The sequence below is a fragment of the Methylobacterium mesophilicum genome, from assembly GCF_022179445.1.
Taxonomy (GTDB): Bacteria; Pseudomonadota; Alphaproteobacteria; order Rhizobiales; family Beijerinckiaceae; genus Methylobacterium; species Methylobacterium mesophilicum.
This window is the reverse complement of record NZ_BPQU01000028.1, coordinates 40936-67837: the sequence shown is the minus strand read 5'-3', so window position 1 is coordinate 67837 and position 26902 is coordinate 40936. Positions and strand designations below refer to the sequence as shown.

General features: G+C 66.5%; 30 protein-coding genes and 2 tRNA genes. 14 read left to right on the top strand and 18 right to left on the bottom strand.

Annotated features, from left to right (window positions below; all coding sequences use genetic code 11):
- Positions 1-86: 86 nt before the first annotated feature.
- Positions 87-1268 (bottom strand): pyridoxal phosphate-dependent aminotransferase, encoded by a 1182-nt coding sequence (locus MFF40_RS22320; protein WP_147856859.1) that lies wholly within the window; start codon positions 1266-1268, stop codon positions 87-89.
- Between the two features lie 24 nt (positions 1269-1292).
- Positions 1293-1484 carry a hypothetical protein gene (locus tag MFF40_RS22315; RefSeq protein ID WP_147856860.1) on the bottom strand — a complete coding sequence of 64 codons (192 nt, stop codon included), beginning with the start codon at positions 1482-1484 and terminating at the stop codon, positions 1293-1295.
- Positions 1485-1660: 176 nt separating this feature from the next.
- On the opposite strand from MFF40_RS22315, the gene MFF40_RS22310 reads away from it, so the two are divergent.
- Positions 1661-1951, top strand: a complete 291-nt coding sequence (locus MFF40_RS22310) for a hypothetical protein (protein WP_147856861.1) — start codon at positions 1661-1663, stop codon at positions 1949-1951.
- 6 nt (positions 1952-1957) lie between these two features.
- On the opposite strand, the gene MFF40_RS22305 is transcribed toward MFF40_RS22310, so the two are convergent.
- Together MFF40_RS22305 and MFF40_RS22300 are read right to left on the bottom strand one after the other, a co-directional pair.
- A complete protein-coding gene (locus tag MFF40_RS22305) occupies positions 1958-3358 on the bottom strand; it encodes an ATP-binding protein (protein ID WP_147898996.1) in 1401 nt (466 codons plus the stop codon).
- A 235-nt stretch (positions 3359-3593) separates the two neighbouring features.
- Positions 3594-4025, bottom strand: coding sequence for a cupin domain-containing protein (locus MFF40_RS22300; protein WP_147857577.1), 432 nt, complete (start codon positions 4023-4025; stop codon positions 3594-3596).
- Between the two features lie 83 nt (positions 4026-4108).
- On the opposite strand from MFF40_RS22300, the gene MFF40_RS22295 reads away from it, so the two are divergent.
- On the top strand, positions 4109-4732 hold the full coding sequence (locus MFF40_RS22295) for a ribonuclease D (RefSeq protein WP_147857576.1): 624 nt from the start codon (positions 4109-4111) through the stop codon (positions 4730-4732).
- Between the two features lie 167 nt (positions 4733-4899).
- On the opposite strand, the gene MFF40_RS22290 is transcribed toward MFF40_RS22295, so the two are convergent.
- The 4 genes from MFF40_RS22290 to glnA all read right to left on the bottom strand — a co-directional run bounded on the left by MFF40_RS22290 (position 4900) and on the right by glnA (position 8413).
- A complete protein-coding gene (locus MFF40_RS22290; protein ID WP_147899251.1) occupies positions 4900-5538 on the bottom strand; it encodes a VOC family protein in 639 nt (212 codons plus the stop codon).
- Between the two features lie 372 nt (positions 5539-5910).
- Positions 5911-6189 carry a hypothetical protein gene (locus tag MFF40_RS22285; protein ID WP_147855782.1) on the bottom strand — a complete coding sequence of 93 codons (279 nt, stop codon included), beginning with the start codon at positions 6187-6189 and terminating at the stop codon, positions 5911-5913.
- Between the two features lies 1 nt (position 6190).
- Positions 6191-6844 (bottom strand): RNase A-like domain-containing protein, encoded by a 654-nt coding sequence (locus MFF40_RS22280; RefSeq protein ID WP_238262278.1) that lies wholly within the window; start codon positions 6842-6844, stop codon positions 6191-6193.
- A gap of 159 nt (positions 6845-7003) precedes the next feature.
- Positions 7004-8413 carry a type I glutamate--ammonia ligase gene (gene glnA / locus MFF40_RS22275; protein WP_147855781.1) on the bottom strand — a complete coding sequence of 470 codons (1410 nt, stop codon included), beginning with the start codon at positions 8411-8413 and terminating at the stop codon, positions 7004-7006.
- A 341-nt stretch (positions 8414-8754) separates the two neighbouring features.
- Here glnA and MFF40_RS22270 point away from each other — a divergent pair, with 341 nt between their 5' ends.
- Positions 8755-9789 (top strand): glutamine synthetase beta-grasp domain-containing protein, encoded by a 1035-nt coding sequence (locus MFF40_RS22270; RefSeq protein ID WP_147855780.1) that lies wholly within the window; start codon positions 8755-8757, stop codon positions 9787-9789.
- A gap of 75 nt (positions 9790-9864) precedes the next feature.
- On the opposite strand, the gene MFF40_RS22265 is transcribed toward MFF40_RS22270, so the two are convergent.
- Both MFF40_RS22265 and MFF40_RS22260 read right to left on the bottom strand, forming a co-directional pair.
- A complete protein-coding gene (locus tag MFF40_RS22265) occupies positions 9865-10041 on the bottom strand; it encodes a DUF2735 domain-containing protein (protein WP_147855779.1) in 177 nt (58 codons plus the stop codon).
- Between the two features lie 238 nt (positions 10042-10279).
- Positions 10280-10618 carry a P-II family nitrogen regulator gene (locus tag MFF40_RS22260; protein WP_003600526.1) on the bottom strand — a complete coding sequence of 113 codons (339 nt, stop codon included), beginning with the start codon at positions 10616-10618 and terminating at the stop codon, positions 10280-10282.
- Positions 10619-10812: 194 nt separating this feature from the next.
- Between MFF40_RS22260 and MFF40_RS22255 the strand changes: the two genes are divergently transcribed.
- Positions 10813-12315, top strand: coding sequence for an NAD(P)H-hydrate dehydratase (locus MFF40_RS22255; protein ID WP_238262282.1), 1503 nt, complete (start codon positions 10813-10815; stop codon positions 12313-12315).
- A gap of 16 nt (positions 12316-12331) precedes the next feature.
- Here MFF40_RS22255 and MFF40_RS22250 read toward each other — a convergent pair whose 3' ends face one another.
- Positions 12332-13825: a multicopper oxidase family protein gene (locus tag MFF40_RS22250; protein ID WP_238262276.1), complete on the bottom strand. Its 1494-nt coding sequence runs from the start codon at positions 13823-13825 to the stop codon at positions 12332-12334.
- Between the two features lie 162 nt (positions 13826-13987).
- Between MFF40_RS22250 and MFF40_RS22245 the strand changes: the two genes are divergently transcribed.
- The 7 genes from MFF40_RS22245 to MFF40_RS22215 all read left to right on the top strand — a co-directional run bounded on the left by MFF40_RS22245 (position 13988) and on the right by MFF40_RS22215 (position 21435).
- A tRNA-Leu gene (locus MFF40_RS22245) sits at positions 13988-14072 on the top strand.
- Between the two features lie 141 nt (positions 14073-14213).
- On the top strand, positions 14214-15635 hold the full coding sequence (tig, locus tag MFF40_RS22240) for a trigger factor (protein WP_147854864.1): 1422 nt from the start codon (positions 14214-14216) through the stop codon (positions 15633-15635).
- 125 nt (positions 15636-15760) lie between these two features.
- The gene (locus tag MFF40_RS22235; RefSeq protein WP_147854865.1) at positions 15761-16387 is read left to right on the top strand and encodes an ATP-dependent Clp protease proteolytic subunit; all 627 of its coding nucleotides are present in this window, start codon (positions 15761-15763) and stop codon (positions 16385-16387) included.
- A gap of 184 nt (positions 16388-16571) precedes the next feature.
- Entirely contained in the window at positions 16572-17843 is a 1272-nt protein-coding gene (gene clpX / locus MFF40_RS22230; RefSeq protein WP_007567156.1) for an ATP-dependent Clp protease ATP-binding subunit ClpX, read from the top strand.
- Between the two features lie 249 nt (positions 17844-18092).
- On the top strand, positions 18093-20519 hold the full coding sequence (gene lon, locus MFF40_RS22225; RefSeq protein WP_147854866.1) for an endopeptidase La: 2427 nt from the start codon (positions 18093-18095) through the stop codon (positions 20517-20519).
- A gap of 68 nt (positions 20520-20587) precedes the next feature.
- Positions 20588-21310, top strand: coding sequence for an aspartate/glutamate racemase family protein (locus MFF40_RS22220; RefSeq protein WP_147854867.1), 723 nt, complete (start codon positions 20588-20590; stop codon positions 21308-21310).
- A 49-nt stretch (positions 21311-21359) separates the two neighbouring features.
- Positions 21360-21435 (top strand) — tRNA-Val (locus tag MFF40_RS22215).
- Between the two features lie 228 nt (positions 21436-21663).
- Here the strand turns inward: MFF40_RS22215 and MFF40_RS22210 are convergent.
- The 7 genes from MFF40_RS22210 to MFF40_RS22180 form a co-directional block, all read right to left on the bottom strand.
- Positions 21664-21849 (bottom strand): hypothetical protein, encoded by a 186-nt coding sequence (locus tag MFF40_RS22210; RefSeq protein WP_238262275.1) that lies wholly within the window; start codon positions 21847-21849, stop codon positions 21664-21666.
- Positions 21846-22283: a hypothetical protein gene (locus MFF40_RS22205; protein ID WP_238262273.1), complete on the bottom strand. Its 438-nt coding sequence runs from the start codon at positions 22281-22283 to the stop codon at positions 21846-21848. The genes MFF40_RS22210 and MFF40_RS22205 overlap by 4 nt, the downstream gene beginning before the upstream one ends.
- Before the next feature lie 2 nt (positions 22284-22285).
- Entirely contained in the window at positions 22286-22768 is a 483-nt protein-coding gene (locus MFF40_RS22200) for a hypothetical protein (RefSeq protein ID WP_238262271.1), read from the bottom strand.
- On the bottom strand, positions 22765-22992 hold the full coding sequence (locus MFF40_RS22195) for a hypothetical protein (protein WP_238262269.1): 228 nt from the start codon (positions 22990-22992) through the stop codon (positions 22765-22767). The genes MFF40_RS22200 and MFF40_RS22195 overlap by 4 nt, the downstream gene beginning before the upstream one ends.
- Positions 22989-23240: a hypothetical protein gene (locus MFF40_RS22190; RefSeq protein ID WP_238262268.1), complete on the bottom strand. Its 252-nt coding sequence runs from the start codon at positions 23238-23240 to the stop codon at positions 22989-22991. Before MFF40_RS22190 ends, MFF40_RS22195 begins: the two co-directional genes overlap by 4 nt.
- A gap of 52 nt (positions 23241-23292) precedes the next feature.
- Entirely contained in the window at positions 23293-23520 is a 228-nt protein-coding gene (locus MFF40_RS22185) for a hypothetical protein (RefSeq protein WP_238262266.1), read from the bottom strand.
- A gap of 231 nt (positions 23521-23751) precedes the next feature.
- On the bottom strand, positions 23752-24894 hold the full coding sequence (locus MFF40_RS22180) for a helix-turn-helix domain-containing protein (RefSeq protein ID WP_238262264.1): 1143 nt from the start codon (positions 24892-24894) through the stop codon (positions 23752-23754).
- Positions 24895-25415: 521 nt separating this feature from the next.
- Here MFF40_RS22180 and MFF40_RS22175 point away from each other — a divergent pair.
- From MFF40_RS22175 to MFF40_RS22165, 3 genes are all read left to right on the top strand, one after another.
- Positions 25416-25652, top strand: coding sequence for a DUF6894 family protein (locus tag MFF40_RS22175; protein WP_238262262.1), 237 nt, complete (start codon positions 25416-25418; stop codon positions 25650-25652).
- Positions 25653-26256: 604 nt separating this feature from the next.
- A complete protein-coding gene (locus MFF40_RS22170) occupies positions 26257-26583 on the top strand; it encodes a hypothetical protein (RefSeq protein ID WP_238262260.1) in 327 nt (108 codons plus the stop codon).
- A 51-nt stretch (positions 26584-26634) separates the two neighbouring features.
- Complete coding sequence (locus MFF40_RS22165) at positions 26635-26889, top strand: hypothetical protein (protein ID WP_238262258.1); 255 nt, start codon at positions 26635-26637, stop codon at positions 26887-26889.
- Positions 26890-26902 lie beyond the last annotated feature (13 nt).

Genomic DNA, 26902 nt, shown 5'->3' with positions numbered 1-26902 from the left:
GGCACGCCATGGCGTCCCGCCACCGAGTGCGCATAACGGTTGCTCAGGATGAGGGGATTTGGGTTGGAGGACGGTCGTCCCCAGGATCAGCCCGGCTTCCGCTCGGTCAAAAATTGACCCATCCGCTCCAGCGCCCTGCGGATGTTCTCGGCCGAGTTGGCATAGGACAGGCGGATATAGCCCTCGCCGTGGATCCCGAAATCCGGTCCGCCAATCACCGCGACGCCCGCTTCCTCCAACAGGGTGGCGGCGAGCGGCTTGGCCTTCCAGCCGGTCTCGGAGACGTTCGGGAAGGCATAGAACGCGCCCTTCGGGGCGATGCACGACACGCCCGGCAGGGCGTTCAGCCCATCGACCACGATCGCCCGCCGCCGGTCGAACTCGGCGACCATCTCGGCCACGCAATCCTGCGGGCCGTCGAGCGCCGCGATGCCGGCCCATTGGGTTGAGGCGTTCACGCAGGAATGGGCGTTGACCGCAAGCTTCCGGGCCGCGTCGTAGAGGGGCTTGGGCCAGACCGACCAGCCGAGTCGCCAGCCGGTCATCGCGTAGGTCTTCGACGCACCGTCGAGATAGATCAGCCGGTCCCGGATTTCGGGATACTTCAGCAACGAGTGGTGGGCTTCGCCGTCATACGTCATCGTGCCGTAGATCTCGTCCGACAGCACCGCGACGTCGGGGTGGTCGGCGAGGCCCGCCACCAGGGCGTCGATCTCGGCCTTGGGCGTCACGCCGCCGGTCGGGTTGGCGGGTGAGTTGACGATCAGCAGGCGGGTCTTCGGCGTAATCAGTGCCAGGGTCTCGGCGGCCGAGAAGGCGAAGCCGTTCGCCTCGCGGATCGGCACCGGAACCGGCGTCGCGCCGGTGAACTCGATCATCGAGCGATAGATCGGAAATCCCGGATCTGGATACAGGATCTCGGCACCGGGCTCGCCGAACATCAGGATCGCCATGAACATGGTGACCTTGCCGCCCGGCACGATCATCACGGAGTCGGGCGAGACCTCGACGGCATGACGGCGGTGGATGTCGCGGGCCACGGCTTCGCGCAGGCCCGGAATGCCGGTTGCCGGCGTGTAGCCATGGTGCCCGTCGCGCAGGGCCTTGATGCCGGCCTCGACCACGTGGGCCGGCGTCGGCATGTCGGGCTGGCCGATGCCGAGGTTGATCACGTCCCGCCCTTGGGCCGAGAGCGCCTGGGCGCGGGCCAGCACCGCGAACGCGTTCTCCTCGCCGATGCGCGAGAAGGCCGGGACGACGTGCAGCATCGCGCTCTCCGCGGGACGATCGGTCTAGTGCTTGGTGCGCTCGGCGAGCTTCATGGCGCCGAACGACATCGCCGCGGCGATCGCGCCCAGGATCACGAAGGTCTTCACCGAGGCGTAGAACAGGGCCGGCTCGATGCCCGTGTCCGTGTAGAGAACCAGGCCGATGGCGGCCAACGGCAGGGAAAGCAGGATGAACAGGGGGACGAGCGGGTTCATGTTGGGCACTCGGATCCGGCGCGCGGTGGGCCGCGGCTCGTGGGCGTCAAGCCTGCATACCACCCTGCCGCAAAGGTTGGGACCCCGGCGGCGGCAGTTTTTCGCCGGATCGCGCCGCCGCTCACCGAAGCGCAAGCATTTAACCGGATACTGGCTTTCCGGGAGGAGATGCCAGTATGCGCCCAACAGCAGTTACGTCGAGAGGCAATAGCCAAAATCTATCGCCGCTCGACATCCTGACGGCGCAGATCGGCCGGCTCCTGCGGCATCCTGCCTACAGGCGCGAAAGTGTCGTCAGTTCGCTGCTGCAGCGCCACCTGCCGAAAGATGCCGGCTATGCCTGGAGCGGCGAAGCGGCCCTGCGCGAGCGACTCGGACGCGCCGCCCTGGACCCGGCGAGCATCGACCACCTCATTCGCAACACCCAGGCCGAGATCCAGCGGCTGCGGGGACCGAGCGACGCCTGACGGCCGTCAGGCCGGAACCCGCACGGTCGCCCGCAAGCCGCCGAGCGGGCTCTCGTGCAGGGCGATGTCCCCGCCATGGGCCCGGGCGATGTCCCGGGCGATCGCCAGCCCGAGCCCGGATCCGCCCGCATCCTGGCGGGCATCGTCGAGACGCACGAACGGCTTGAACACCTCCTCGCGGCTCTCGGGCGGGATCCCCGGCCCGTCATCGTCGATCGAGACGTAGAAGGCGCGGGCCTCCAGCCGGCCGGAGATCGCCACCGTCTCGCCGTAGCGGGCGGCGTTGGCGGCGAGGTTGAACAGGCAGCGCCGGAACGCGCCCGGGCGCACCGTGACCTCCGGGGCGCCTACGAGATTGACCTCCGAGACATGGGCGCCCAGGCGCTCGACGTCGCTGCGCAGGTCTTCCAGCAGCGCGCGCATGTCCGTGGGCGTCGCCGGCTCGGCGGAATCACCGCGCGCGAAGGCGAGGTAGCCCTCCAGCATCCGGCTCATCTCGTCGACATCGCGGCTGAGATCCTCGATCTCGCTGGTCTGCTCGAACAACGCCAGGGAGAGGCGGAAGCGCGTGAGGATGGTGCGCAGGTCGTGGCTCACACCGTTGAGCATCGTCGTGCGCTGCTCCATCGCCCGCTCGATGCGCCGCTTCATCTCGATGAAGGCGTGGCCCGCCTGGCGCACCTCCCGGGCTCCGCGTGGTCGGAACTCGATCTCCCGCCCTTTGCCGAAGCCCTCCGCCACCGCAGCGAGCCGCAGGATCGGCTTGATCTGGTTGCGCAGGAACAGGATCGCGACGCCGAGCAGCACCAGCGACGAGCCAATCATCCAGACCAGGAAGATGTGCGAGTTCGACGCGTAGGCTTGGCTGCGCCGGGCGGTGATCCGCATCACCCCGTCGGGGATCGCGACCCGGATCTCGATCAGGTTCGAGCGGCCGACGGTGTCGATCCAGAACGGCCGTCGGATCTGGCGGCTGATTTCGTCGGAGAGCGCCTCGTCCAGGATCGAGAAGAACGGCCGCGGCCCTTGGGTCGGTAGCTTGGCGCCCTTCAGGATGTCGAGATCGAGGTTCAGCCGCTCGGCGGCGATGCGCGACAGGGTCTCGGCATCCCTGTCCTGCGGATAGCTTTCGTAGATGTCGATCAGCGCGGCGACATCGGCGGTCACGGCAGCCGAGAGGCGCTTGGTCACGAGCTGCCAGTGCCGCTCCATGAACGTGTAGGCGATCACCGACTGGAGCAGGACCACGGGCGCGATGATGATGATCAGCGACCGGGCATAGAGCCCCTTCGGCAGGACATCGCCGATCGACCGGCTCACGCGCTTCCACAGCCGGTGCGGCGCCGAGCGCGGCCGCGCCGGTTCGGTCCGCAGGGCGCGCGCCAGGCCGGGATCGGGGGCGTTCACGAGACGCCGCGCCCGCGCCCGCCGAGGCGGGATGGGGATCGGCGACGTGGGGGCCGTCTCAGGGGGGCGGGCATGGCGCGGGCGGCTGCGGGAGGTCGGGGGTTATCGCACCGGCGCCGCGATCGGCCAAGGCGGACCGGTCCAACCGATGGTCCATCCCGTGCGCCCGCAGCGCTGTCTCGCCCGAAATGCTTGCCGCCATGACCACCTTCCCGGTGCCGGTCGCGCCCGGACGCTAGCCCCTCGGCGTCGGCCGCCAGTCGGGCGGGGCCATCTCGAAGCCGGAGAAGTCGAAGCCCGGTGAGACCGTGCAGCCCACCAGTGTCCAGGCGCCGAGGCTGGTGGCGGTCTGCCAATGGCCGGCCGGCACCACGCATTGCGGGCGCTGCCCGGCGGCGAGGTCGGGTCCGAGATGCTGGGCGGTGGCGTCGTGGCCGTTCGGGCTCGTGGTGATCACCAGCGGCGCGCCGGCATGCCAGTGCCAGATCTCGGTGGCGTCCACGCGGTGCCAGGCCGAGGCCTCGCCGATGTCGAGCAAAAAATAGATCGCGGTGCCGACCGAGCGGCCGTCCACCATGCGCGGATCGCGGAAGGTCTCGCGGTAATGCCCGCCCTCCGGATGGGGTTTGAGGCCCAGGGTCGCGATCACCTCGGCTGCTGTCGTCATTCGCCTCTCCGCGTGCCGCGCCGGCAGCTTGCCGGCACTTGGCGCCGATGGTACCGGCGCAACACCCTCAAGGTCCCAAAAAAATGCCGAGCCCGATCGTACGCCTCCACCGTGGCGACCTGCCCGCCGATTACGAAGCGGGCCGGGCGGTGGCCATCGACACCGAGACGCTCGGCCTCAACCCGCACCGGGACCGGCTCTGCGTGGTCCAGATCTCCACCGGCGACGGCACGGCGGATGTGGTCCAGATCCCGCAGGACGGGCCGGAACCGGTGGTGCTCAAGCGCGTCCTAGCGGATCCCGGAGTCCTGAAGATCTTCCACTTCGCCCGGTTCGACGTGGCGGTGCTGTTCAAGGCGTTCGGCGTGATGCCGGAGCCGGCCTACTGCACCAAGATCGCCTCGAAGCTCGCCCGCACCTACACCGACCGCCACGGGCTCAAGGACGTGGTCCGCGAGCTGGTGGGCGTCGATCTCTCCAAGCAGCAGCAATCCTCCGATTGGGGCGCCGAGACCCTGACGCAGGCCCAGCAGGATTACGCGGCCTCGGACGTGCTCCATCTCCACGCCGCCCGGGAGCGGCTCGACGCCATGCTGGCCCGTGAGGGCCGCACCGATCTCGCCGCCGCCTGCTTCGCCTTCCTGCCGACCCGCGCCCGGCTCGACCTGGACGGCTGGCCGGAGACCGACATCTTCGCGCACACCTGAGCGGTGGCACCCGGTCCCCGTGCGGCGATTCCTGTGCAGAACGGGGCTTTCCCGTCACCGCGGCGCGATGGGGGGCTGCTAGGTTTCCTGCGCCGGGGCTCGCGAGTCGCGGCCAGGCCCTCCTCGCCGGTCATCCACCCGATCAGGCCGGCCGGGAGGGCCCGTCCTCAGGTCAGCGTGCGCGGGCCGGACGGCGTCGTGATCCGGGCGGTGTAGCGCGGGAGCGGGCCGGGGACGATCCGCGGCGGATCGATGAGGCCGAGCCCCGCCAACCGGGCCGCCGTCGCGTCCGGATCCGGGTGCTCCAGCGTGAAATCCGCGAGACGTGCCCCAAGATCCGGCATCGTCCCGGCCGGGTGCGGACGGCGGCCCCAATCCATCGCGTAGGGCGCGGCGCCGTCCGCCGGCCAGGTCCCGTCCGGGCGCAGGCCGAAGCGCCACGACAGCGCGCCCCGGGTCATCGTCGCCGCCGCGCCGAGGAGGTCGGGATGGGCGGCGAGCAGGGTGTCGAGGTCGTCGGTGCGGGCGACGAAGCCGCGCAGCCGCCGGCCTGCCTCCCACTCCGCCCGCACCCGCGCGGCCTCGCCGAGGCCGAACCAGCGGGCGCGCGCCGGGGGCGTTGCCTCGGGATCGACGGCGATCACTTCGAGGAACGTCGATGCGCCGAGGCGCAGCAGGTGGTTGCGGGTGCCCATTTCGGGATGGCGCCCGCCTTCCGGCATGTCGAGGCCGAGGCAGTCGCGGACATGAGCCACGCCCTCCGCGAGATCGGGGGCCACGACGACGAGGTGGTCGAGGGTGAGCATGCGTATGTCAGCCGTCGTTGAAGGGTCAGGAGCTCGACGTGTCACCGACTTTTCTGCAAATTTTTGTGAACTGAGCCCGAAAGCGCCATAGAATCGCCGGCCTATCGAAACCCCATCTGTGCTTGCGGTAGTTTGGAGCCTAGACATACCACTCGGCCTCAGGCTATTTTTCTTAGTACAGCACCGATGAAATCGCGCCGCCGGCTTAGTTCCTTGCCTCTACATCCGCCAAGGTACAAGCTAGTAAAGTTTTCGAACGAGCAGTACAAATCGGCGATATCGTGGTTGAGCCACGCGCAGAAGCAGGTAAATTCTGACTTCTCGGGAAGCCGCCCTCGACGTCGCTGCGCTTAGTTTCGCCGAAAATATTTGTCACAATCGATGCCGCACCCTAATGAGAAAAGCTCTCAATTCGGCGCCGTCGTGAAACACGACATCGGCAGATGATGACCACCACAGCTTCCGCAATTCCTCATTTGAAATCTTGTCCTGTGTGATTACATCTAGAAAATTTCGTAAATTTGCTCGTTTTGTGTCCCCCTTTATTGGAGAAAGAACGGTATCGATCATCTCATCTTCACTGGACACATCATCGAGAAGGTCTTGATAGAATTGCAAAGTGAACTCGATGAATTCCTGCGAAAGACGCATTTCAATCTCCCTCTGTTAAAGGATAGGCCGAACGGACGCGGAATCCTCGCGGAGAAGTAGAATCATACCTAAGTTCAACGCCTACGCTATATGTGTACCGCATGTGAACAATACCTTCGTCTGTACTATAGGCCTCTCGACCAGTTTTACGATCAAATAATTTTTTTATGAATTTGCGGGCATCTGCGCCAGAGGCAACGCGATCGACAGAAGTCCGGTTGGACTCAATGGTTTGGTTAACTAAATCATTTGCAGATTCGATCGAATCAAAGCTGCCATCTCGCTTAATTCCTCCGTTGGCTATCAATGAACGCCATTGCGATTTCCGCACACGCTCGAACAATTCGTCATCAGATTTTCCGACGTGCCTTCCGAGGGTATGTCCTCCTTGGCCTTCTTCAGATCTGAGATCGACGCGATACTGCCGATCGGTTCCATCGCCGACAAAGAAAAGACGGACATCGTCATCTCTTTGGCGACCGATCGAACCGTCGGCACTCGTCCACTGTCCCCCGTCCGGATGCCCAGCGGGGACCCGCGGTTGGCCGGGATTGTAGGCCCGAAGGATGAGGCCAAGTCGAAGCAGCTTCACCTCAACACTGAGAGCTGCCAGCTGCCACCGGAACCGGGTGACGACGATCTCTTTCGTGACCATGAATCACCCCGCCTGCGAGCGGGTCATTCATAGGCTAATAATCTTATGTGTCAAGCATGTTCTTGTTTTGTTCGATAATTGGCTTTGGAGTAGGCGACGGGCGCTTCCACCTCACCTCTCACAGTCGGGGCCGGGCTTCGCGCCCGGCCCCCCTTCACATCACAGCGAGTAGTACTGCACGAACTCGATCGGGTGCGGGGTCATCTCGTAGCGCAGCACCTCGGTCATCTTCAGCTCGATGAACGAGTCGATCTGGTCGTCCGTGAACACGCCGCCCTCCTTGAGGAAGGTGCGGTCCTTGTCGAGGCTGGTGAGCGCCTCGCGGAGCGAACCGCACACGGTCGGGATCTTCTTCAGCTCCTTCGGCGGCAGCTCGTACAGGTCCTTGTCCATGGCCGGGCCCGGGTCGATCTTGTTGCGGATGCCGTCGAGGCCGGCCATCAACAGGGCCGAGAAGGCCAGGTAGGGGTTGGCCATCGGGTCGGGGAAGCGGACCTCGACGCGCTTGGCGTTCGGGCTCTTGGTCCACGGGATCCGGCAGGAGGCCGAGCGGTTGCGCGCCGAGTAGGCGAGCAGCACCGGCGCCTCGTAGCCCGGCACCAGCCGCTTGTAGGAGTTGGTCGACGGGTTGGTGAAGGCGTTGAGCGCCTTGGCGTGCCGGATGATGCCGCCGATGTACCAGAGGCATTCCTGGCTAAGCCCGGCATACTTGTCGCCGGCGAAGACCGGCTTGCCGTCCTTCCAGATCGACTGGTGGACGTGCATTCCCGAGCCGTTGTCGCCGAAGACGGGCTTGGGCATGAACGTCGCCGACTTGCCGTAGCTCTGGGCGACGTTGTGGATGCAGTACTTGTAGATCTGCATGTGGTCGGCGAGCTTGGTCAGCACGTCGAACTTCATGCCGAGCTCGTGCTGGGCGCTGGCCACCTCGTGGTGGTGCTTCTCGACCTTCACGCCCATGGACTGCATGGCGGCCAGCATCTCGCCGCGCATGTCCTGGGCCGAATCCTGCGGCGGCACCGGGAAGTAGCCGCCCTTGGTCTGGACCCGGTGGCCGAGGTTGCCGCCCTCATAATCGGTGAAGCCGTTGGTCGGCAGCTCGGTCGAGTCGAGCTCGAATCCGGTGCGGTAGGGGTCGGCGGCGAACTTCACGTCATCGAACACGAAGAACTCGGCCTCGGGGCCGACATAGATCGTGTCGCCGATCCCGGTCTGCTGCAGGTAGGCCTCGGCGCGCTTGGCGGTGCCGCGGGGATCGCGGGAATAGGGCTCGCCGGTGGCGGGCTCGAGCACGTCGCAGATGATCGACAGGGTCGAGGCCGAGAAGAACGGGTCGAGGCAGGCGGTGGACGGGTCCGGCATCAGCAGCATGTCGGACTCGTTGATCGCCTTCCAGCCCGCGATCGACGAGCCGTCGAACATCGTGCCTTCGGCGAAGATCTCATCGTCGATCAAGGAGACGTCGAACGTGACGTGCTGCCACTTGCCGCGCGGATCGGTGAACCGGAAGTCCACGTAGCGTACGTCGTTGTCCCGGATGGTCTTCAGAACCTCGGCCGCAGTCGTCATCGTGGGCATCCTCCAGGAAAGGCGTCGGGGATTCTCGCTCGGAGCGGCCGTCGTTGGGTCGGGCCGCACCGGCCGAGCCGCTTGATATCCGTCGCGCGCGCGCGTTGCCACCCGCGGACGGGCGGAATCGCCCATGGAACGAGACGTTTGGCTCCCTCTCGGTCCGAGCCTCTCGATTCCGTGATCGGCTAACTGCGCAATCACCACCTATCGAAGGCGGACGAAGACAGTCCTGGCATGCTCCGTGCAGAGGCGGCAGCGGCCGTCGAGACGGCGGCATGCCGTTCGCGTCGCCCGGGGATTGACCAGGTCGCGCATCGACAACGGACGAGAGAACCGGAATGACGAAATATAAGCTCGAGTATATATGGCTCGACGGGTATACGCCGGTCCCGAACCTGCGCGGTAAGACGCAGATCAAGGAATTCGACAGCTTCCCGACCCTCGACCAGCTCCCGATGTGGGGTTTCGACGGCTCGTCCACGAAGCAGGCCGAGGGCGGCAGCTCCGACTGCATGCTCAAGCCCGTGCGCCACTTCCCCGACCCGGCCCGCAAGAACGGCGTCCTGGTCCTGTGTGAAGTGATGATGCCGGACGGCAAGACCCCGCACGAGTCGAACAAGCGCGCGACCATCCTGGACGATGCCGGCGCCTGGTTCGGATTCGAGCAGGAGTACTTCCTGTACAAGGACGGCCGCCCGCTCGGCTTCCCGGCCAGCGGCTTCCCGGCCCCGCAGGGCCCGTACTACACCGGCGTCGGCTATTCGAACGTCGGCGACGTCGCCCGCAAGATCGTCGAGGAGCATCTCGACCTCTGCCTCGACGCCGGCATCAACCACGAGGGTATCAACGCCGAAGTGGCCAAGGGCCAGTGGGAATTCCAGATCTTCGGCAAGGGCTCGAAGAAGGCCGCCGACGAGATGTGGATGGCCCGCTACCTGCTCCAGCGCCTCTGCGAGTCCTACGGCATCGACGTCGAGTACCATTGCAAGCCGCTCGGCGACACCGACTGGAACGGGTCGGGCATGCACTGCAACTTCTCGACCGCGTTCATGCGCGAGCATGGCGGCAAGGCCTATTTCGAGGCCCTCATGGAGGCGTTCAAGAATAACCGTGAGGATCACATCGCCGTCTACGGCCCGGACAACCACATGCGGTTGACCGGCAAGCACGAGACCGCCTCGATCCACGAATTCTCGTACGGCGTGGCCGACCGCGGCGCCTCGATCCGCGTGCCCCACTCCTTCGTGAACAGCAGCTACAAGGGATACCTCGAGGATCGCCGCCCGAACTCGCAAGGCGACCCCTACCAGATCGCCTCGCAGGTGCTGAAGACGATCTCTTCGGTGCCGACCGAGGCCGCCGTCGCCGCCTGAGGCGGATCGGGAGCCGAAAGCTTCCGACGTCCAACAATCTCCGGAGCCGGGCCTTCGCGCCCGGCTTCGCCGTTTTCAGGTCCGGCGCGGGCGCTCGTCGTCGCGGATCGCGGCCTCGTGGTACCAGGCGCCGCCGAAGCTCGGCATCGACACGGGCTTGGCCTTCTCGGCCGCCCGCGGTGCGGGTCGGGCGCGCCGGAATGCCGACAATTCGTAGATCTTGGCGGTTTCACGCCCGTCGGTTCCGGCCATCACATGGTCCTCCTGAATGGGATCGAAGCGGCCGATCCGGCCGTCCGTGCCCGAGGATGTGGGGTTGCCGGCGCAACACTCCATGCCTCGGCACGTCGATGCCGGACATTCGTGCAGCGTGAATTCTTAGGCAGGACGGTGCCGGGGTAGGAAAACGCGCGTTCGCGGAGTGGGAATGCTGATCGTTCCCGTGATCAAGGCGTAAGATCCGCCGGCTCGACGCCGCGCGGATCAGCCTTCAGATCGCGTCGGTGCCGGTCTCGCCGGTGCGGATGCGGATCGCTTCTTCGATCGTGGAGACGAAGATCTTGCCGTCGCCGATGCGGCCGGTCTGGGCCGACTTGCGGATCGCCTCCACGGCACCCTCGACGAGGGCGTCCGACAGCACGATCTCGAGCTTCACCTTGGGCAGGAAGTCGACCACGTATTCCGCGCCGCGATAGAGCTCGGTATGGCCCTTCTGACGGCCGAAGCCCTTCGCCTCGATGACGGTGATGCCCTGGAGGCCGACCTCCTGGAGCGCCTCCTTCACCTCGTCGAGCTTGAAAGGCTTGATGATCGCTTCGATCTTCTTCATGCCGCTCGGGCCTGCGCTGCGCTGCCGGATATTTCTAACATCGTCGGGAAGCCTCCGCCACGCCGTTTTCGCGACGGGCGTCACGTTAGTGCCCATTCGGAGCGCAAGCTACGCACATCCTTCGGGCTTTGGATGAATTTGTGGCGCATTTTTAATCAGCGGTGTTCGGTGCACGGGCAGACGTGGGGATGAGCATGCGAGTGCTGACGGTGGCGGCGATGCGCCGGGTCGATGCGGCGGCCGTCGATGGCGGTATTCCTGGCCTTCGACTGATGGAGGCCGCCGGTGCCGCGGTGGCCGCTCGCGCTGCGGCTCTGCTGCCCGACGGCGGCCGCGCCGTCGTGCTGTGCGGGCCGGGCAACAATGGCGGCGACGGGTTCGTCGCCGCACGACTGCTGACGGAGCGCGGCTACGCGGTCGATCTGTGCCTCCTCGGCGATCGCGCCGCCCTGACGGGTGATGCAGCCCTGGCGGCCGACGCCTGGACCGGCCCCGTGCATCCGGCGACGGCCGCCGCGCTGCCCTCCGGCGACCTCGTGATCGACGCGCTGTTCGGAGCCGGCCTGTCGCGCGATCTCGACGGCGTCGCCCGTGCCCTGATCGAGGCGGTGAATGCCGGTGGGCGCCCGGTGCTGGCCGTGGACGTCCCCAGCGGCGTCGACGGCGATACCGGCGCCGTACGCGGCGTCGCGATCCGCGCCGTCGAGACCGTCACCTTCGTCGCGTTCAAGCCGGGGCATCTGCTGCAGCCCGGGCGGAGCCTGTGCGGCCGTCGGCACCTGGCCGATATCGGGGCGGGCGAAGCGGCCCTGGAGGTCGGTTGCGCCGCCGCCGAGCCGCCGCTCCACCGGAACGGGCCGGATTTCTGGGCGCGGGTGTTCCCGCGCCTGACCGGCGAGAGCCACAAATACACCCGCGGGCACGCGCTGGTTCTGTCCGGTCCCGCTACCAAGACCGGTGCGGCCCGGCTCGCTGCCAGGGGGGCCCTGCGGGTCGGGGCCGGCCTGGTCACGCTCGCGTCGCCCACGGCTGCCCTGGCGGAGAACGCCGCCCAACTCACCGCCATCATGCTGCGTCCCTGCGAAACCGCCGACGACCTCGACGACCTGCTCACCGATGAGCGCCTCAACGTCGTGCTGGCCGGTCCGGGCCTCGGGACCGGCGAGCCGACCCGCGAGCGCGTCGCGGTGGCGGCAGCCGCCGGGCGCAGCCTGGTCCTGGATGCCGACGCGTTGACCAGCTTCTCGGGTCAGGCCCCGCTGCTGGCCGCCCATATCGCGGATGGGGAGTCCCGGGCCGTGCTCACGCCCCATGAGGGCGAGTTCGCGCGGCTGTTCGGCGGCACGGACGCCACCGCCGAGGGCGCCGACAAGGTGTCCCGCACCCGCGCCGCCGCCGCGCTCAGCGGTGCCGTCGTCGTGCTGAAGGGATCCGACACCGTGATCGCGAGCCCGGACGGGCGGGCGGCGATCAACGATCACGGCACCCCGTATCTCGGTACGGCCGGCTCGGGCGACGTGCTCGGCGGCCTGATCGCCGGGTTGCTGGCGCAGGGTATGCCGCCCTTCGAGGCCGCCGCGGCCGCCGTCTGGCTCCACGGCGATGCCGGCCTGCGCCACGGCCCCGGCCTGATCGCCGAGGATCTTCCCGAGCTGATGCCCGCCGTCCTCGGCGGTCTCTTCGACGCCGCCCTATAGGGGAACGGGCGTCCGCTCATGTGACCTCGAACAGGGTCCACAGGCCGGTGTCGAACCGCTCCAGCACCGTGGCGCTGATCAGCCAGCGCCCCGGATTGTCGGCCAGGAAGCCGATGCGGGCGGTCCGGCCTTCCAGGAGCTGGAACGTGTCGAGCCAGTAGGGCTCCCAGCCGTCATCCAGGGGATGGAGCAGCCGGAAGCAATGGCCGTGCAGGTGCAGGGCCTGCGGGAAGCCGGTCTCGTTGCGCAGGGCCAGGACAACGACCTGCCCGCGCTTCACCGTGAAGATCGGCTGGAGGCCCGTCGTCGCACTGGTGCCGTTCACAGTCCAGATCTTCTGGGGATCGCCGGTGTAGACCGGCTCCGGCGCCGCCTTGTCCTTTCCGGCATCCTTGGCGGCCTTCGGGACGATGGCGCCGCCGGTGATGACCACGTCCCGCCGCAGGGCGTTCTGGAGCTTGATCTCCGCGGGCAGGCGCTTGTTCTCGCCGATCGGGCCGATCGGCGGGCGCCTGTCGGTGATCGGGGCGCCCTTCGTGGTGACGGTGGCCAGGGTCAGGCCCTGCCCGACCAGCGCGATGATCGAACACACGGCGCCTTCGGTCTCGGGCAGGTCGACCATCAGGTCGTAGCGGGTGCCCGGAGGGAACGGCAGGGTCGCCCGCAGCGGCTCGAACGTGTCGGTCGGCTGTCCGTCCACCGCCGCCACGTACACCTTCACGCCCTCGAACCGGAGCCGGGTCCCGCGGGCGTTGCAGGCATTGCCGAGCCGCAGGCGCACGCGCGCGCCCGGACGCGCCTCGAACGTGTCCGGAACGGGCTTGCCGTTGACGGTCACGAGATTGCCGAGCCGCCCGTTCGCGGCGGCGAACTGAACCTGCCCGAACGGCATCAGGCTGGCGTCGTCCTCCAGTCGCCAATCCTGCATCACCAAGCCGACATCGGCATCGACCAGCGGCGGGGTCGCCTCCTCGACCACCAGCATGCCGGCGAGACCCCGGCCGGACGGCTCGCTCGCCCCGCCGACCACGAGGGGGCGGATCAGGAAGGTGCCGGCATCCGGAGGCGTGAACTGGTAGAGGAAGCTGCCGCCCGGCGGGATCGGCGCCTGGGTGACGCCGCCGACACCGTCCATCGCGTTGATGTTGCGCACCCCGTGCCAATGGAGCGAGAGCGGCTTGTCGGTGCGGTTCTCGACCTTGAGCCGGACCGGCTGACCGAGCTTGATCCGCACCAGCGGGGGCAGGGCCTTGCCGTCGAAACACCAGACCGGGGTCTCGGCCGCGGGCTCGGGCCGCAGGCGGGTCTTGCCCGGGGCGGCCGGCAGGGCAGGGGGTTGGGCCGCGGGATCCGCCGGGGGCGGAACGGGTGTCGCCGAGCCCGCCCCGGGTGCCTGGGCCCGCCCCGCCTCCGGCATCAGCCCGAACGCGGCCGCCGTGGCGAGCAGGGTCCGGCGCGACGGCGGGCCGGCGCGCGGATCGGTCGGCGGCACGGGGCGGGATGAGGTCATGGGATCTCGACGGCGGCACGCATTGTGGGCTCGGCTAGATAGCGGCGTGCCCGCGTGCGCGCCACCGCCGCCACGGGAGGTCAAGTTTTTTGCTGCGAGCCGTGCGGCCCATGCTATAGGGCGCGCTTCCGGCGGCCGGCGACGCGCCGGGTGTCGGCGCGCGCGGGCGTGGCGGAACTGGTAGACGCGCTGGATTTAGGTTCCAGTGTCGCAAGACGTGGGGGTTCGAGCCCCTCCGCCCGCACCAGGACGCTTCCAGATGGCGCGGTCCCGTTCGGGGCCGCCTCATCCCCGTATCCGACACCGTCGTATCCCGGACCCCGCGACCAAGCCGCACGACGCCGGCCCGGCCGGCGACCACAAGGTCTTTTGAAGAGCGACGACGACGATGCAGGTGACCGAGATCAACGCCCAGGGTCTGAAGCGCGAGTTTCAGGTGCTGCTGGCCGCCCAGGAACTCGAGGAGCGCCTGAATACCGAGCTCTCCGGCATGAAGGACAAGGTCCAGCTGAAGGGCTTCCGCCCCGGCAAGGTCCCGGTGGCGCATCTGCGCAAGGTCTATGGCCGGTCCGTCATGGCCGAGGTGGTGCAGAACGCGGTCAACGAGGCGAACCGCAAGATCGTGGCCGACAACGATCTCAAGCTCGCCCTCGAGCCGCAGGTCGAGTTCCCGACCGACCAGGCCGAGATCGAGAAGGCGCTCGACGCCAAGGCCGACCTGGCCTTCAAGGTCGCCCTCGAGGTGATGCCGAACTTCGAGTTGGCGGACCTCTCCGATGTCAGCCTCAAGAAGCTCGTCGCGAAGCCCGAGGAGTCCGAGGTCGATGAGGCCCTGCAGCGCATGGCCGGCCAGAGCCGCCCGTTCAGCGAGCGGGAGGAGGGCGCCGAGGCCCAGGATGGCGACCGCGTCACCATCGATTTCGTCGGCCGCATCGACGGCGAGGAATTCCAGGGCGGCAAGGGCGAGGGCATCGACCTGGAACTCGGCTCCGGCTCGTTCATCCCCGGCTTCGAGGAGCAGCTGGTCGGCGCCAAGGTCGGCGACAAGCGGGTCGTGAAGGCCACCTTCCCGGAGGCCTACGGGGCCGAGCAGCTCGCCGGCAAGGATGCCGAGTTCGACGTGACCGTCACGAAGATCCAGGCGGCCGGCGAAGCCAAGATCGATGACGAGTTCGCCAAGTCGCTCGGCATGGAATCGCTCGAGAAGCTGCGCGAGGCGATCGCCAAGGCGATCGGCGGCGACTTCGAGGCGGCCTCGCGGCGCAAGCTGAAGAAGGAACTCCTGGACGCCCTGGACGGCAAGTACGCCTTCGAACTGCCGCCCTCCCTGGTCGCGCAGGAATTCGCCAGCGTCTGGGCCCAGGTCGAGCAGGACCTCAAGGCCCGCGGCAAGAGCTTCGAGGACGAGGACACCACCGAGGAGAAGGCCCAGGCCGACTACCGGAAGATCGCCGAGCGTCGCGTCCGGCTCGGACTCGTGCTTGCGCAGGTCGGCGAGAGCGCCGATATCAAGGTTTCCGACGAGGAGGTGAACCAGGCCCTCATCGCTCGGGTCCGGCAGTTCCCGGGCCAGGAGCAGCAGGTGTGGGACTTCTACCGCAAGAACCCGCAGGCGCTCGCCGAGCTTCGGGCGCCGCTGTTCGAGGAGAAGGTGGTTGACCACGTCCTCGGTCAGGTCAAACTCGTCGAGGAGCCGGTCTCGAAAGAGACGCTTTTCGCCGATGAGGATGACGACGACACGACCGGCGAGAAGCCGGCAGACAAGGCCGAGGCCAAGGACGAGTCCAACGCCGAGGCAAAGGCCGACTGAGCCCCGCACTGTCCCAGGACGGCGGGCATAGGGTTAGGCGATGGTTAAGCATCGCCAGTGTTCGCTGACATGCCCGGGCTGCCCTGATTCGCGGCAGCCCCGGGCCTCATTCTGGGCAGGACGAGATGAGAGATCCGATCGACGTCTACAACAACGCACTCGTGCCGATGGTCGTCGAGCAGTCGAGCCGCGGCGAGCGCGCCTTCGACATCTACTCCCGTCTCCTGCGCGAGCGCATCATCTTCCTCACCGGTCCCGTGGAGGATTACGGTGCGTCGCTGATCGTGGCGCAGCTTCTGTTTCTCGAGGCTGAGAACCCCAAGAAGGAAATTTCCTTCTATATCAATTCCCCCGGCGGCGTCGTGACCTCGGGCCTGTCGATCTACGACACGATGCAGTTCATCCGTTGCCCGGTGACGACGCTCTGCGTCGGCCAGGCCGCCTCGATGGGCTCCCTGCTGCTCACCGCCGGCGAGCCGGGCCACCGCTTCGCCCTGCCGAACGCCCGGATCATGGTCCACCAGCCCTCCGGCGGCTTCCAGGGACAGGCCACCGACATCCTGATCCATGCCCGCGAGATCGAGGCGCTGAAGCGGCGCCTGAACGAGATCTACGTGAAGCATACCGGCCGTGATTATGCGGCCATTGAGACCGCGCTGGAGCGCGACAATTTCATGACCGCGGATGCGGCCAAGGAGTTCGGCCTCATCGACGAGGTCATCCAGAAGCGTCCCGAGCCCGCCGCCGCCTGACGGTTGCGTCGCCTGACCGCCGCGGCGTGGCCTTGATCCCGCCGCGGCAGCGTGTTTGCATCCGATGACAGGGCCCATCGGTCAAAGACGCGCAGCATACTGTTTCTTTAAGCGGGCCCCCTTACGTTGAAGCGATGCGCGTGCGCCCTTAGCCGGCTGCGTACGCGACGAATCGGAGACCGATATGAGCAAGACTGGCGGCAACGACTCCAAGAGCACGCTGTATTGCTCGTTCTGCGGCAAGAGCCAGCACGAGGTCCGCAAGCTGATCGCCGGCCCGACCGTGTTCATCTGCGACGAGTGCGTCGAGCTGTGCATGGACATCATCCGCGAGGAGTCGAAATCCTCGCTGGTGAAGAGCCGCGACGGGGTGCCCACCCCGAAGGAGATCCGGCGCGTCCTCGACGATTACGTCATCGGCCAGGACTTCGCGAAGAAGGTCCTCTCGGTCGCGGTGCACAATCACTACAAGCGGCTCGCGCACGCGACGAAGCACAACGACGTCGAGTTGGCCAAGTCCAACATCATGCTGATCGGGCCGACCGGCTCGGGCAAGACGCTGCTCGCGCAGACGCTCGCCCGCATTCTGGATGTGCCGTTCACCATGGCGGACGCCACGACGCTGACCGAGGCGGGCTACGTCGGCGAGGATGTGGAAAACATCATCCTCAAGCTGCTCCAGGCCTCGGATTACAACGTCGAGCGGGCGCAGCGCGGCATCGTCTACATCGATGAGATCGACAAGATCTCGCGTAAGTCGGACAATCCGTCGATTACCCGGGATGTGTCGGGCGAAGGCGTGCAGCAGGCGCTCTTGAAGATCATGGAGGGCACGGTCGCCTCCGTGCCGCCGCAGGGCGGACGCAAGCACCCGCAGCAGGAGTTCCTGCAGGTCGACACCACCAACATCCTGTTCATCTGCGGCGGCGCCTTCGCGGGGCTGGAGCGGATCATCTCCCAACGCGGCAAGGGCACCTCGATCGGTTTCGGCGCCAGCGTGCAGGCTCCCGACGACCGTCGCACCGGCGAGATCTTCCGTTCGGTGGAGCCCGAGGATCTGTTGAAGTTCGGCCTCATCCCCGAGTTCGTCGGCCGTTTGCCGGTCCTGGCGACCCTCGAGGATCTCGACGAGGCCGCGCTGAAGAAGATCCTTCAGGAGCCGAAGAACGCCCTGGTGAAGCAGTACCAGCGGCTGTTCGAGATGGAGAACGTCGACCTGACGTTCCAGGACGATGCGCTTTCGCTGGTCGCCCGCAAGGCGATCGAGCGCAAGACCGGCGCCCGTGGCCTGCGGTCGATCCTGGAGACCATCCTGCTCGACACGATGTACGACCTGCCCGGTCTCGAATCGGTGGAGCAGGTCGTCATCGGTCCGGAGGTGGTCGAGGGCAAGTCGCGCCCGCTCTACATCCACGGCGACCGCAACAAGGAAGCGCCCGCCAGCGTCAGCGCGTAAGCGCCTGGCGGGGTTGCGTTAAGCACCCGGCTCCGGCCGGGTGCGCCGCGGGAAACATCTTGAAAACGGTGGACCCCGCAGCCACCTCAGGCTCATCGCGGTGGCCGCTCGCTCCTTCGAGGAACGGTCCGCGTCGCCAGCCGCAAAGTCCACGACAATCCCGACCCTCGCGGCCCGGTCGGCCCCTGGCGGCGGTTCGCCTCATCGATGAGGGGATCGAAGCCGGGCGTCCCTGAGAGGAAGTCCCCCATGACACAGTCGAAATCGCGCCAGCCGGTTGTCCCGGGCTCGACGGGTTCCTACGCCGTCCTCCCCCTGCGCGACATCGTCGTCTTCCCGCACATGATCGTGCCCCTGTTCGTCGGCCGCGAGAAGTCGATCCGCGCCCTAGAAGAGGCGGTGCGCACCGATCGCCATATCCTGCTCGCCACCCAGATCAATGCGGGTGACGACGATCCGGCGACCGACGCGATCTACAAGATCGGCACCCTCGCCTCCGTATTGCAGCTCCTGAAGCTCCCCGATGGGACCGTGAAGGTGCTGGTCGAGGGCATCGGCCGCGCCAAGGTCACGGGCTTCACCCGCTCGGACGAGTATTACGAGGCCACTGCCGAGGCCCTGCACGACGAACTCGGCGACCGCGTCGAGGCCGAGGCGCTCGCGCGCTCGGTGCTCTCGGAGTTCGAGAACTACGTCAAGCTCAACAAGAAGATCTCCCCGGAGGTCGTCTCGGCCGTGACCCAGATCGACGAGCCCTCGAAGCTCGCCGACACGATCGGCTCTCATCTGCTCGTCAAGATCTCCGACAAGCAGGGTATCCTCGAGACGCCGACGGTGGCGCAGCGCCTCGAGCGCGTGCTGTCGCTGATGGAGAGCGAGATCTCCGTGCTCCAGGTGGAGAAGCGCATCCGGACCCGCGTCAAGCGGCAGATGGAGAAGACACAGCGCGAGTACTACCTGAACGAGCAGATGAAGGCGATCCAGAAGGAGCTGGGCGACTCCGAGGACGGCCGCGACGAGCTGGCCGAGCTGGAGGAGAAGATCGAGAAGACCAAGTTCACCAAGGAGGCGCGCGACAAGGCGACGGCCGAGCTGAAGAAGCTCCGGCAGATGTCGCCGATGTCGGCCGAGGCCACCGTGGTGCGCAACTATCTCGATTGGATGCTTGGCATCCCGTGGGGCAAGCGCTCGAAGATCAAGAAGGATCTGCTCGGCGCCCAGACCCTGCTCGACGAGGATCATTTCGGCCTCGACAAGGTCAAGGAGCGGATCGTCGAGTACCTCGCCGTGCAGCAACGGGCGAACAAGCTCACCGGCCCGATCCTGTGCCTCGTTGGTCCCCCCGGCGTCGGCAAGACTTCCCTGGGCAAGTCCATCGCGAAGGCGACTGGTCGCGAGTTCGTGCGCATGTCGCTCGGCGGCGTGCGGGACGAGGCTGAGATCCGGGGTCACCGTCGGACCTATATCGGCTCGATGCCCGGCAAGATCGTGCAGTCGATGCGCAAGGCCAAGACCTCGAACCCGCTCATTCTGCTCGACGAGATCGATAAGATGGGCATGGATTTCCGCGGCGATCCGTCGGCGGCGCTCCTTGAGGTTCTGGACCCCGAGCAGAACAGCACCTTCAACGACCACTACCTGGAGGTGGACTACGACCTCTCGAACGTGATGTTCGTGACCACGGCCAACACCCTCAACATCCCCGGTCCGCTCATGGACCGCATGGAGGTGATCCGCATCGCCGGGTACACCGAGGAGGAGAAGGTCGAGATCGCGCGCAAGCATCTGATCCCGAATGCTTTGAAGAAGCACGGCCTCGGGACGCACGAGTGGTCGATCGACGACGACAGCTTGATGATGCTGGTTCGCCGCTACACGCGGGAAGCCGGCGTCCGTAACCTGGAGCGCGAGCTGTCCAACCTGATCCGCAAGGCGGTGAAGGAGATCCTGATCACCAAGACCAAGTCGGTGGTGGTGAACGCGGATACCCTTCCGGTCTTTCTCGGTCCGCCGAAGTTCCGCTACGGCGAGATCGATGCGGACGATCAGGTCGGGGTGGTCACGGGCCTGGCCTGGACCGAGGTCGGCGGCGAGCTGCTGACGATCGAGGGTGTCATGATGCCCGGCAAGGGCAAGATGACCGTCACGGGCAACCTGAAGGACGTGATGAAGGAGTCGATCTCTGCGGCCGCATCCTACGTGCGCTCGCGGGCCATCGACTTCGGGATCGAGCCGCCGTTGTTCGAGCGTCGCGACATCCACGTCCACGTGCCGGAGGGGGCGACCCCGAAGGACGGGCCGTCCGCCGGCATCGCGATGGCCACCGCCATCGTCTCGACGCTGACCGGCATCGCGGTCCGTCGCGATATCGCGATGACCGGGGAGGTGACGCTCCGCGGTCGGGTCCTGCCGATCGGCGGCCTGAAGGAGAAGCTGCTCGCGGCTCTGCGCGGCGGCATCAAGACGGTGCTGATCCCCGAGGAGAACGCCAAGGACATCGCCGAGGTGCCCGACAGCGTGAAGAACGGGCTGGAGATCATCCCGGTCTCCCGGATGGATCAGGTGCTGGAGCGGGCGCTGGTGCGGGCTCCGGTCGCCATCGAGTGGGAGGAGCCGCTGCCCGTGGCCAAGCCCGCCCGGACGGAAGAGGACGGCGCGGCGTTCATCGCCCACTGATCGACAATTGAACCGATGCGACAGCCCCCGGAGCCTGCTCCGGGGGCTTTTTCGTGGGACCGGCCGACATGCGCATCCTGCTGATCAACCCCAACACCAGTCAGGCCGTCACCGACCTCGTCGCTGACCACGTGCGCCGCCAGATCGACGGTTGCGCGGACCTGCGGGCCGTCACGGGCCGGTTCGGCGCGCGCTATATCGCGAGCCGCGCGGCCTCGGCCATCGCGGGCCATGCCGCCCTCGACGCCCTGGCCGAGCATGGGGATGCCTGCGACGCGGTCTACCTCGCCTGCTTCGGCGATCCGGGCCTGTTCGCCCTGCGCGAATTATCACCCGTGCCGGTCGTCGGCATGGCGGAGGCGGCCTGCCGAGAGGCCGCCGCCTCAGGGGCGTTCGGCATCGTCACGGGGGGGACGGCGTGGGACCCGATGCTCCGGGAGTTCGTCGCCACCCTCGGCCTGTCCGACAAGCTCGCGGCCATCGCCACGGTGGCGCCGACAGGAGGCGACATCGCCCGGGATCCAGACGGCGCCCTCGGCATCCTGGCGCAAGCCTGTCGCGACTGCCATGCGGCCGGAGCGAACACGGTAATCCTCGGGGGCGCCGGCCTCGCCGGGCTGACGCGGCGGCTCGAACCGCAGGCCCCATGCCCCTTGATCTGTTCCGTCGAAGCCGGCACCCGCGCGGTCCTGGCCGCCGCGATGGCGCCTGCCGCTCCGGCAGCGCGCCCGATGCCGATGGAGAGCCTGGGCCTCACGCCCGCCCTGACCCGCCGGCTTGCGGCACCCTGACGGCAGCCCCTTGCGCCGTACCGACCCCATGCCGTAACGGTCGGCCGCCGGGCGGTTAGCTCAGTTGGTAGAGCGTCTCCTTTACACGGAGAGGGTCGGGGGTTCGAGTCCCTCACCGCCCACCAATAAATCAACGGTTTAGCTGGTAGTTGCACCCCGGATCAGCCTTTTTGGGGTGCATACGGGGTGCAAAGGCATCTTGGTGATCCGCGATTGGGATCTCGGTTGTCGAAAGCTTTAAGTAGCCATTCCGTAGAATGAGACGGCCCAGGACGGGCGCCAGCGATCCGAGGGCTATCAGATAGCCGCCGGCCACGCTTGCCCGCCACGGGCCAAAGCTGGCGATCGAAGCCCTACAGCGCGCTTTCGTTCAACTCGGCCTGCTGCATAGCGGACCAGGCGGCGGCTCGTTGCGCTTCGGCCTTGGCCTGGATTCGAGCGGCCTTCGCTTCAGCACGCTCCTGGAGCCGGGGTGTCGGCGCCCGGGGCGGGACGACGATCTCAACCTGCCGCCCGCTGATGGGATCCAGCACGATCACGAGGCCAACTCGGCGGCACGGGCCTCTAGGGCAGCCTGGGCCGCGGCGTGCTCGGCTGCCTGTCGCTCGGCGCGCTCCTGGGCGCCCCGCACCAGTTCGGCCTTGCGGGCAGCCGCGGTCTCGCCCTGAGCGATGAACAGCGCCGAAGCCTTGAACCGGCCGGGGTCCCACACGTCGAAGTGACGGAGAAGGGCGACCCAGGCGGCATCATCCAGGGCGGCTCGTAGCGCTTCGGCGGCGACCCGGTTTGGCTCCAGCGCGGTCTTGGTCATCGGCACGGGCTTACGAGCGGCCTTCAACGCGGCCTCCCGCGCATCGTAGAGGCGTTGCCGCTCGGCCTGCACTGCGGCCCGTGCTGCGGCGTCGGCGGCCTCCCGCTCGGCGGTGAGGCGTAGTTCGAGCTCGGTGGGCTCGTGGGTGATGTAATTTGCCATGGTCAGACTCCGGCCTCAGCCTTCAGCTTGGCGGCCAATGAGGGGTTCTTGTTCGTGATGATCGCGGCGTTCGTCCTGTTGAGCTGACCTGACAACCAGGGGTTCGGCATCTTCTCCGTCTCGCGGACCAGGGCGGCGTCGTGACTCGCGGCGAGGGACCGGCCGAACGCGGCGATCGGCGTGTCGATCTCGATCTTCCCTGGTCTGGTAGCCGGCACCCCGGGCGATGTGGTCGGTGCGGTGACGGGGCTTCCGAGCTCGCGGACGATAGCCAGGATGTGATCCACCAGACCTATTTCGACCACCTGGCCGGCCTCGATCCTGAACGGGGCGGCGCCATCGAACGCGAGCTGGTGGTTTTCATCATGGGCGAGGTCGGCGGCCAGGCGGTCCGCGGCGGCGCTCAACGCCTCCGGGGTGAGCGATAGACCGTTGGTCTCGGCGGCCGACCGGGCGAGGGTGGCGGCGCTGATGGCAGAAATCATGCTGCGATCTCCGACCGGCGCTTCACGCGGTGGCGGCGCGCGGTCGGCGCGGGATCGAGGTGGCCGGATAGGCGCACGCTCTCCAGGATGATCCGCCGGAGCAAGCCGGCCCGGGTGTCCCGGGCGTCGCGGGCGGCCCGGTCTAGGGCGCTGCCCAGATCGGGATCAAGCCACACCTGAGCCAAGACGTGAGATGAGCTGATCGTGGGGTTGCCGGCGCTCACAAGTACCGCTCCGGGTTCGGGGGATACAGGCTGGGCCGGGCGGATTTCGGGATGAAACGGCTGTTCGAGCCGTTCGTCTGCTCGGTCAGAGCGGCTCGGGCGTCGAGGAACTGGTATTCGATCAGTTCTTTTGCAACGAGCCGGCGAAGGGTATCGGCGATCGATTTGCGATCGCAGTAGGCCAATAGTTCGATCGCTTCGTACAGCTCTTCGCTGGCGGCGAAGGAAACTTGTCTGGATTTGCTCATGCTGCTGTTGCCGGCTTGGGCCGGACTCGAGGTTAGGGGTTGGAGGGAAAGGTCAAACGGCCGCGCAGGACTGGGTCCGGTGGCGTCGGGATGCCTCGTGGGTGGTGATGGGTGTCTCGGGAGCGAGGATACCGGCAGACCGGAGGTGCTCTGCGAGGACTTGGCGAGCATAGTGGGAACGGGTCTGGCCGTGCTGAGCTGCCGCGTTGTCGAGCGCGGCGACGAATTCGCCCGACGCGACGAACGCGACCGCCGGCACGCCGCCGTTGGTCGTGGTCATTGGTGATGTCCTGATGGAGCCGGCAAGCATCGGCGGGTGATCGCCAAGGGCGTCACCAGCGAGGTCCGGCGTTGTGGTGAGCCCGGGGTCTGGGCATGAAAAAACCCGCCGGGAAGGGCGGGTCGGGCACTAGGTGCAAAGTCCCAGCGTGCTCCACAGTGGTATCAGATCCGTCCGGGTTTGTCAAGCACCTGCGAGATGCTTCCAGACCCATCAAAACCTCTGTTGAGGTCAGGCCGCCTTCGCCTCGGCCTGTCGCTGGTCCAGGATCTCGGCAAGAGCGATTTTGTTCTCGTCGTTGGTGCGCTCGGTCGAGGCATGGTCGCGGTCGAAGGCAGATATCTCCGCGTGGAGATCGACGTCCGGCCAGAACTCCTTCATCTTCTTCAATCCCTCAACGGTGATGTGCCAGCCCTTGCCTCGGAACGTGATCCTCTTCGCAACTGGATCGTGCATCTGGTGGCGGGACGCTCCCGGCGGTAACGCACCTGGGTTCTCAACCCAGCCCAACTTCGGCGTGGCCCAGGCCCGGCCGGTGAAGTCCCGTGTCACCCCGGCTTCCGTATCGGCTGCCTTCGCTTTCTCCCGGCCGAGGTGTGCCTCTCGGGCTTCGGCGTTGAGCTTGCGCAGTCGGCTCTCCAGCTTCTGGGTCCGGCCCTTCTCCGGGACGTTCTTCGCGAACCAGGGCGCGCTGGAGACGAGCTGTGCCGGCACATCCATGTACGTGAACCCAGCGACCCATCCCTGGATCGTCTCGGAGGGGATGGTCCACCCAGCGAAAGTCTGCCCTCCCCTCTGCCTCGCGTCGTCGTTGGCGGGCGTCGAGAGGCTGGCCTTCGGCTGATCCGGTATGGTCGCCTTCGCCATGGCCGGACCGACCACCTCGGGCTCGATCGCGACCGCGGCTGGCGCAGTGGTTGGGTTGGTCGTTCCTTCGGTGGTTAAGGTGAGCGGTTCTATACGCGATTGATCGCGCACCTGACACGCGATTGATCGCGCAGCTGATGCGATATACCTCGCGTGTCTGAACCGCGATTGATCGCGTATCTCGCCGGCCTCGACAGCTTCGGCGCGGTCCAGGATCAGGACGTAGTCGGCCCCGTCGCGGTGCTTATTCACCTCGATCCAGCCGGCGTCCTTCAGTTCGCGGACGGCATCGCTGACGATCCTGGTCGAGCGGCCGATGCCTTTCGCCAGCGTGGCCTGCATGGGGTTGCACTGCCCGGACAAGTCATTGTGGTGACGAACCAGGCGCCATGCGACGTTCTTTGCCGCCTGGCTTAACGCCTCGTCCTCAAATAGTACGTCGAGCCATTCAAGCTTCTGACCTGCCTTCGCCGGCACGCGCACTTGCGACTTTTCATGTTTTGACATATAAGTTGATGATCTTCTGGAGTAATTTATCAGCTTTTGAAGTGATGCTTTGATTTATTCTGCCTAACAGCCATTCGCCCCGCCGGTCCTGCCACGGACTTGGCGGGGCTTTTCGTTCGACCAGTACCACGCTGTAGCTCGAATTCATAATCGGGATATTTAATCAATATCAGGTTGCACTGATATATTTGCGGTTTTGGTTCTGCAAATGCCGATAACCGCCCGTAAGTGCAGATTAAATCGGTAATATCACCCCTTTTGATGGGATGCATCACGGGTGCTGGCAGTTCATTTCTCTCACGCTAGACGCGACTGCCCCACCGGCCTGGGCTCACTCCCCGAGGGCGACCGGCCCCGCAACGTGCGCGAGACCGGCCACCACTGGATCAGTTCAATCCCAGATCATCGCCCTTAGGTTTAACCTGGATCGTAGAATTAGGTCGACACCTTGGGCATGCAGACGAGAGGTGGCCATCACGATCATCGAGATCTGCCGGCTACACCCTTTGGATAGGTGATTAATGCCGCGCTTCTTCTTTGACACCATCAACGGCGCTGGTGCCATATTTGATGACGAAGGTGAGGAACTACCGGACGCGATCATTGCCAAGCAGATGGCATGCACCACGCTCGGAGAGATCATGGCCGACATGTCCCGCACCGAAGAGGCAGCCCAGTGCCAGGCTACCGTCCGGGATGAGAGTGGCGCGAGGCTCTTCACAGCCCGCCTCACCCTATCGGTGACTGACGCGACCTAGGCTGCCACCCCCAGGTCAGGTGAGCTCGGGCTCAAAGTCATGGGTCCGGAAGCCCCGCGCCTCGGAGACGTGCCGTTGTAGCGAGCCGGCGATCGCGGATGGCGACTGGGCGCCAGCGTGGATCGTCACCGGGGCGTGGACCACGGTTCCGTTGCCGGACCCGCCAGGCCAACATCACCATCACCACCGCCGCCGCCCGGCAGGACACGGACGGGCCAGGGCTGCTTGGTCGCTTCACCCGCGAGGTCGTCGATGCTGGGCCGCCGTGGCGGGGTGGGCGCTTGCTGCGCCGCATCCGAAGACGAGATCGCCTTGCGTCAACTGGTGGACTGGATGCCATCTGCAACGGTTGCGACGTCGGCTTTCGACCCACTGCAGAAGGCTGAAAGGTCCGCTTCCCGGCATCTCATTGGATGAAGACCTCGGAACCCGGCGGGTGCACTCGCGTCCGTTCGCTCTAGTAGCGGATGCTGACGTTTGATCCTCTCAATCGCCATCGAATTCGACATCCGGATTGCTACACGTAGAAATTGAGCGCACGATGCCCGCGTCCGTTCAGAAGTGCTCTACGTGCGGGCATTCAGTGCAACTCGGAGTGCCCATGGTGGACCGCCCCCGCGCAGACAAGTGCCTCGAGGTCGCCCGTGAGTTGCGTGCGGCGGCCGAGGAGACGCGGCAGACGCTCCAGGCTTCACGCGATCTCGTCCGGCGCTCCCGCGAGCAGACCGCCGCAGGGCTGCCAGCATCTCACGACGGCAACGACCCTGGTCCCTCGAAACACCTGGTGACGTCTCTCATCGAGGCCTACGAGGCCGCGGAGGACGAGCCCGACCTCCAGACCCGTCTCCTGCTGGGCCACGTGCTCCATCATGTCGGGCGTCGCATCGCCGGCGTGATGGGGCCGCGAGCGGCCGGGATCTCCGTGCATTGATGGTCGCGGCCCAGAGACGGGCATGGCGCAGGGATCGACGGAGAGGCCCGAATGAACGGTGACGATCCGCAGGACGATGACCTGACTGCGCTGGTCCGCATCGCCCGGACTCTGGGTGTCCCCGTCGCGACCTTCCTGAAGGCCTACCCGCCCGGGACGCCGGACGCCGACACGATCGTGGTGGGCCTGGATCATCCCGCCGAAGAGATAGTGCTACTGCTGCGTCTGTTCGTGGGGCTGAAGAGCTTCGAGGCCCGGGCCCGGTGCTTGGCCTACGTGGCGCGGGAAGCCACGCACGACGGCTGATCCGCGCAGCCGT

What these genes read in the sequence shown, in the direction of transcription:
- MFF40_RS22320 (WP_147856859.1), bottom strand. Translation starts at nt 1,268, where the DNA reads ATGCTGCACGTCGTCCCGGCCTTCTCGCGCATCGGCGAGGAGAACGCG.
- MFF40_RS22180 (WP_238262264.1), bottom strand. Translation starts at nt 24,894, where the DNA reads ATGTCAAAACATGAAAAGTCGCAAGTGCGCGTGCCGGCGAAGGCAGGT.
- MFF40_RS22200 (WP_238262271.1), bottom strand. Translation starts at nt 22,768, where the DNA reads ATGATTTCTGCCATCAGCGCCGCCACCCTCGCCCGGTCGGCCGCCGAG.
- MFF40_RS22300 (WP_147857577.1), bottom strand. Translation starts at nt 4,025, where the DNA reads ATGACGACAGCAGCCGAGGTGATCGCGACCCTGGGCCTCAAACCCCAT.
- MFF40_RS22190 (WP_238262268.1), bottom strand. Translation starts at nt 23,240, where the DNA reads ATGAGCAAATCCAGACAAGTTTCCTTCGCCGCCAGCGAAGAGCTGTAC.
- MFF40_RS22270 (WP_147855780.1), top strand. Translation starts at nt 8,755, where the DNA reads ATGACGAAATATAAGCTCGAGTATATATGGCTCGACGGGTATACGCCG.
- tig (WP_147854864.1), top strand. Translation starts at nt 14,214, where the DNA reads ATGCAGGTGACCGAGATCAACGCCCAGGGTCTGAAGCGCGAGTTTCAG.
- MFF40_RS22280 (WP_238262278.1), bottom strand. Translation starts at nt 6,844, where the DNA reads ATGGTCACGAAAGAGATCGTCGTCACCCGGTTCCGGTGGCAGCTGGCA.
- MFF40_RS22205 (WP_238262273.1), bottom strand. Translation starts at nt 22,283, where the DNA reads ATGGCAAATTACATCACCCACGAGCCCACCGAGCTCGAACTACGCCTC.
- MFF40_RS22175 (WP_238262262.1), top strand. Translation starts at nt 25,416, where the DNA reads ATGCCGCGCTTCTTCTTTGACACCATCAACGGCGCTGGTGCCATATTT.
- glnA (WP_147855781.1), bottom strand. Translation starts at nt 8,413, where the DNA reads ATGACGACTGCGGCCGAGGTTCTGAAGACCATCCGGGACAACGACGTA.
- MFF40_RS22285 (WP_147855782.1), bottom strand. Translation starts at nt 6,189, where the DNA reads ATGCGTCTTTCGCAGGAATTCATCGAGTTCACTTTGCAATTCTATCAA.
- MFF40_RS22265 (WP_147855779.1), bottom strand. Translation starts at nt 10,041, where the DNA reads ATGGCCGGAACCGACGGGCGTGAAACCGCCAAGATCTACGAATTGTCG.
- MFF40_RS22165 (WP_238262258.1), top strand. Translation starts at nt 26,635, where the DNA reads ATGAACGGTGACGATCCGCAGGACGATGACCTGACTGCGCTGGTCCGC.
- MFF40_RS22315 (WP_147856860.1), bottom strand. Translation starts at nt 1,484, where the DNA reads ATGAACCCGCTCGTCCCCCTGTTCATCCTGCTTTCCCTGCCGTTGGCC.
- MFF40_RS22310 (WP_147856861.1), top strand. Translation starts at nt 1,661, where the DNA reads ATGCGCCCAACAGCAGTTACGTCGAGAGGCAATAGCCAAAATCTATCG.
- MFF40_RS22220 (WP_147854867.1), top strand. Translation starts at nt 20,588, where the DNA reads ATGCGCATCCTGCTGATCAACCCCAACACCAGTCAGGCCGTCACCGAC.
- clpX (WP_007567156.1), top strand. Translation starts at nt 16,572, where the DNA reads ATGAGCAAGACTGGCGGCAACGACTCCAAGAGCACGCTGTATTGCTCG.
- MFF40_RS22295 (WP_147857576.1), top strand. Translation starts at nt 4,109, where the DNA reads ATGCCGAGCCCGATCGTACGCCTCCACCGTGGCGACCTGCCCGCCGAT.
- MFF40_RS22255 (WP_238262282.1), top strand. Translation starts at nt 10,813, where the DNA reads ATGCGAGTGCTGACGGTGGCGGCGATGCGCCGGGTCGATGCGGCGGCC.
- MFF40_RS22290 (WP_147899251.1), bottom strand. Translation starts at nt 5,538, where the DNA reads ATGCTCACCCTCGACCACCTCGTCGTCGTGGCCCCCGATCTCGCGGAG.
- lon (WP_147854866.1), top strand. Translation starts at nt 18,093, where the DNA reads ATGACACAGTCGAAATCGCGCCAGCCGGTTGTCCCGGGCTCGACGGGT.
- MFF40_RS22250 (WP_238262276.1), bottom strand. Translation starts at nt 13,825, where the DNA reads ATGACCTCATCCCGCCCCGTGCCGCCGACCGATCCGCGCGCCGGCCCG.
- MFF40_RS22185 (WP_238262266.1), bottom strand. Translation starts at nt 23,520, where the DNA reads ATGACCACGACCAACGGCGGCGTGCCGGCGGTCGCGTTCGTCGCGTCG.
- MFF40_RS22260 (WP_003600526.1), bottom strand. Translation starts at nt 10,618, where the DNA reads ATGAAGAAGATCGAAGCGATCATCAAGCCTTTCAAGCTCGACGAGGTG.
- MFF40_RS22235 (WP_147854865.1), top strand. Translation starts at nt 15,761, where the DNA reads ATGAGAGATCCGATCGACGTCTACAACAACGCACTCGTGCCGATGGTC.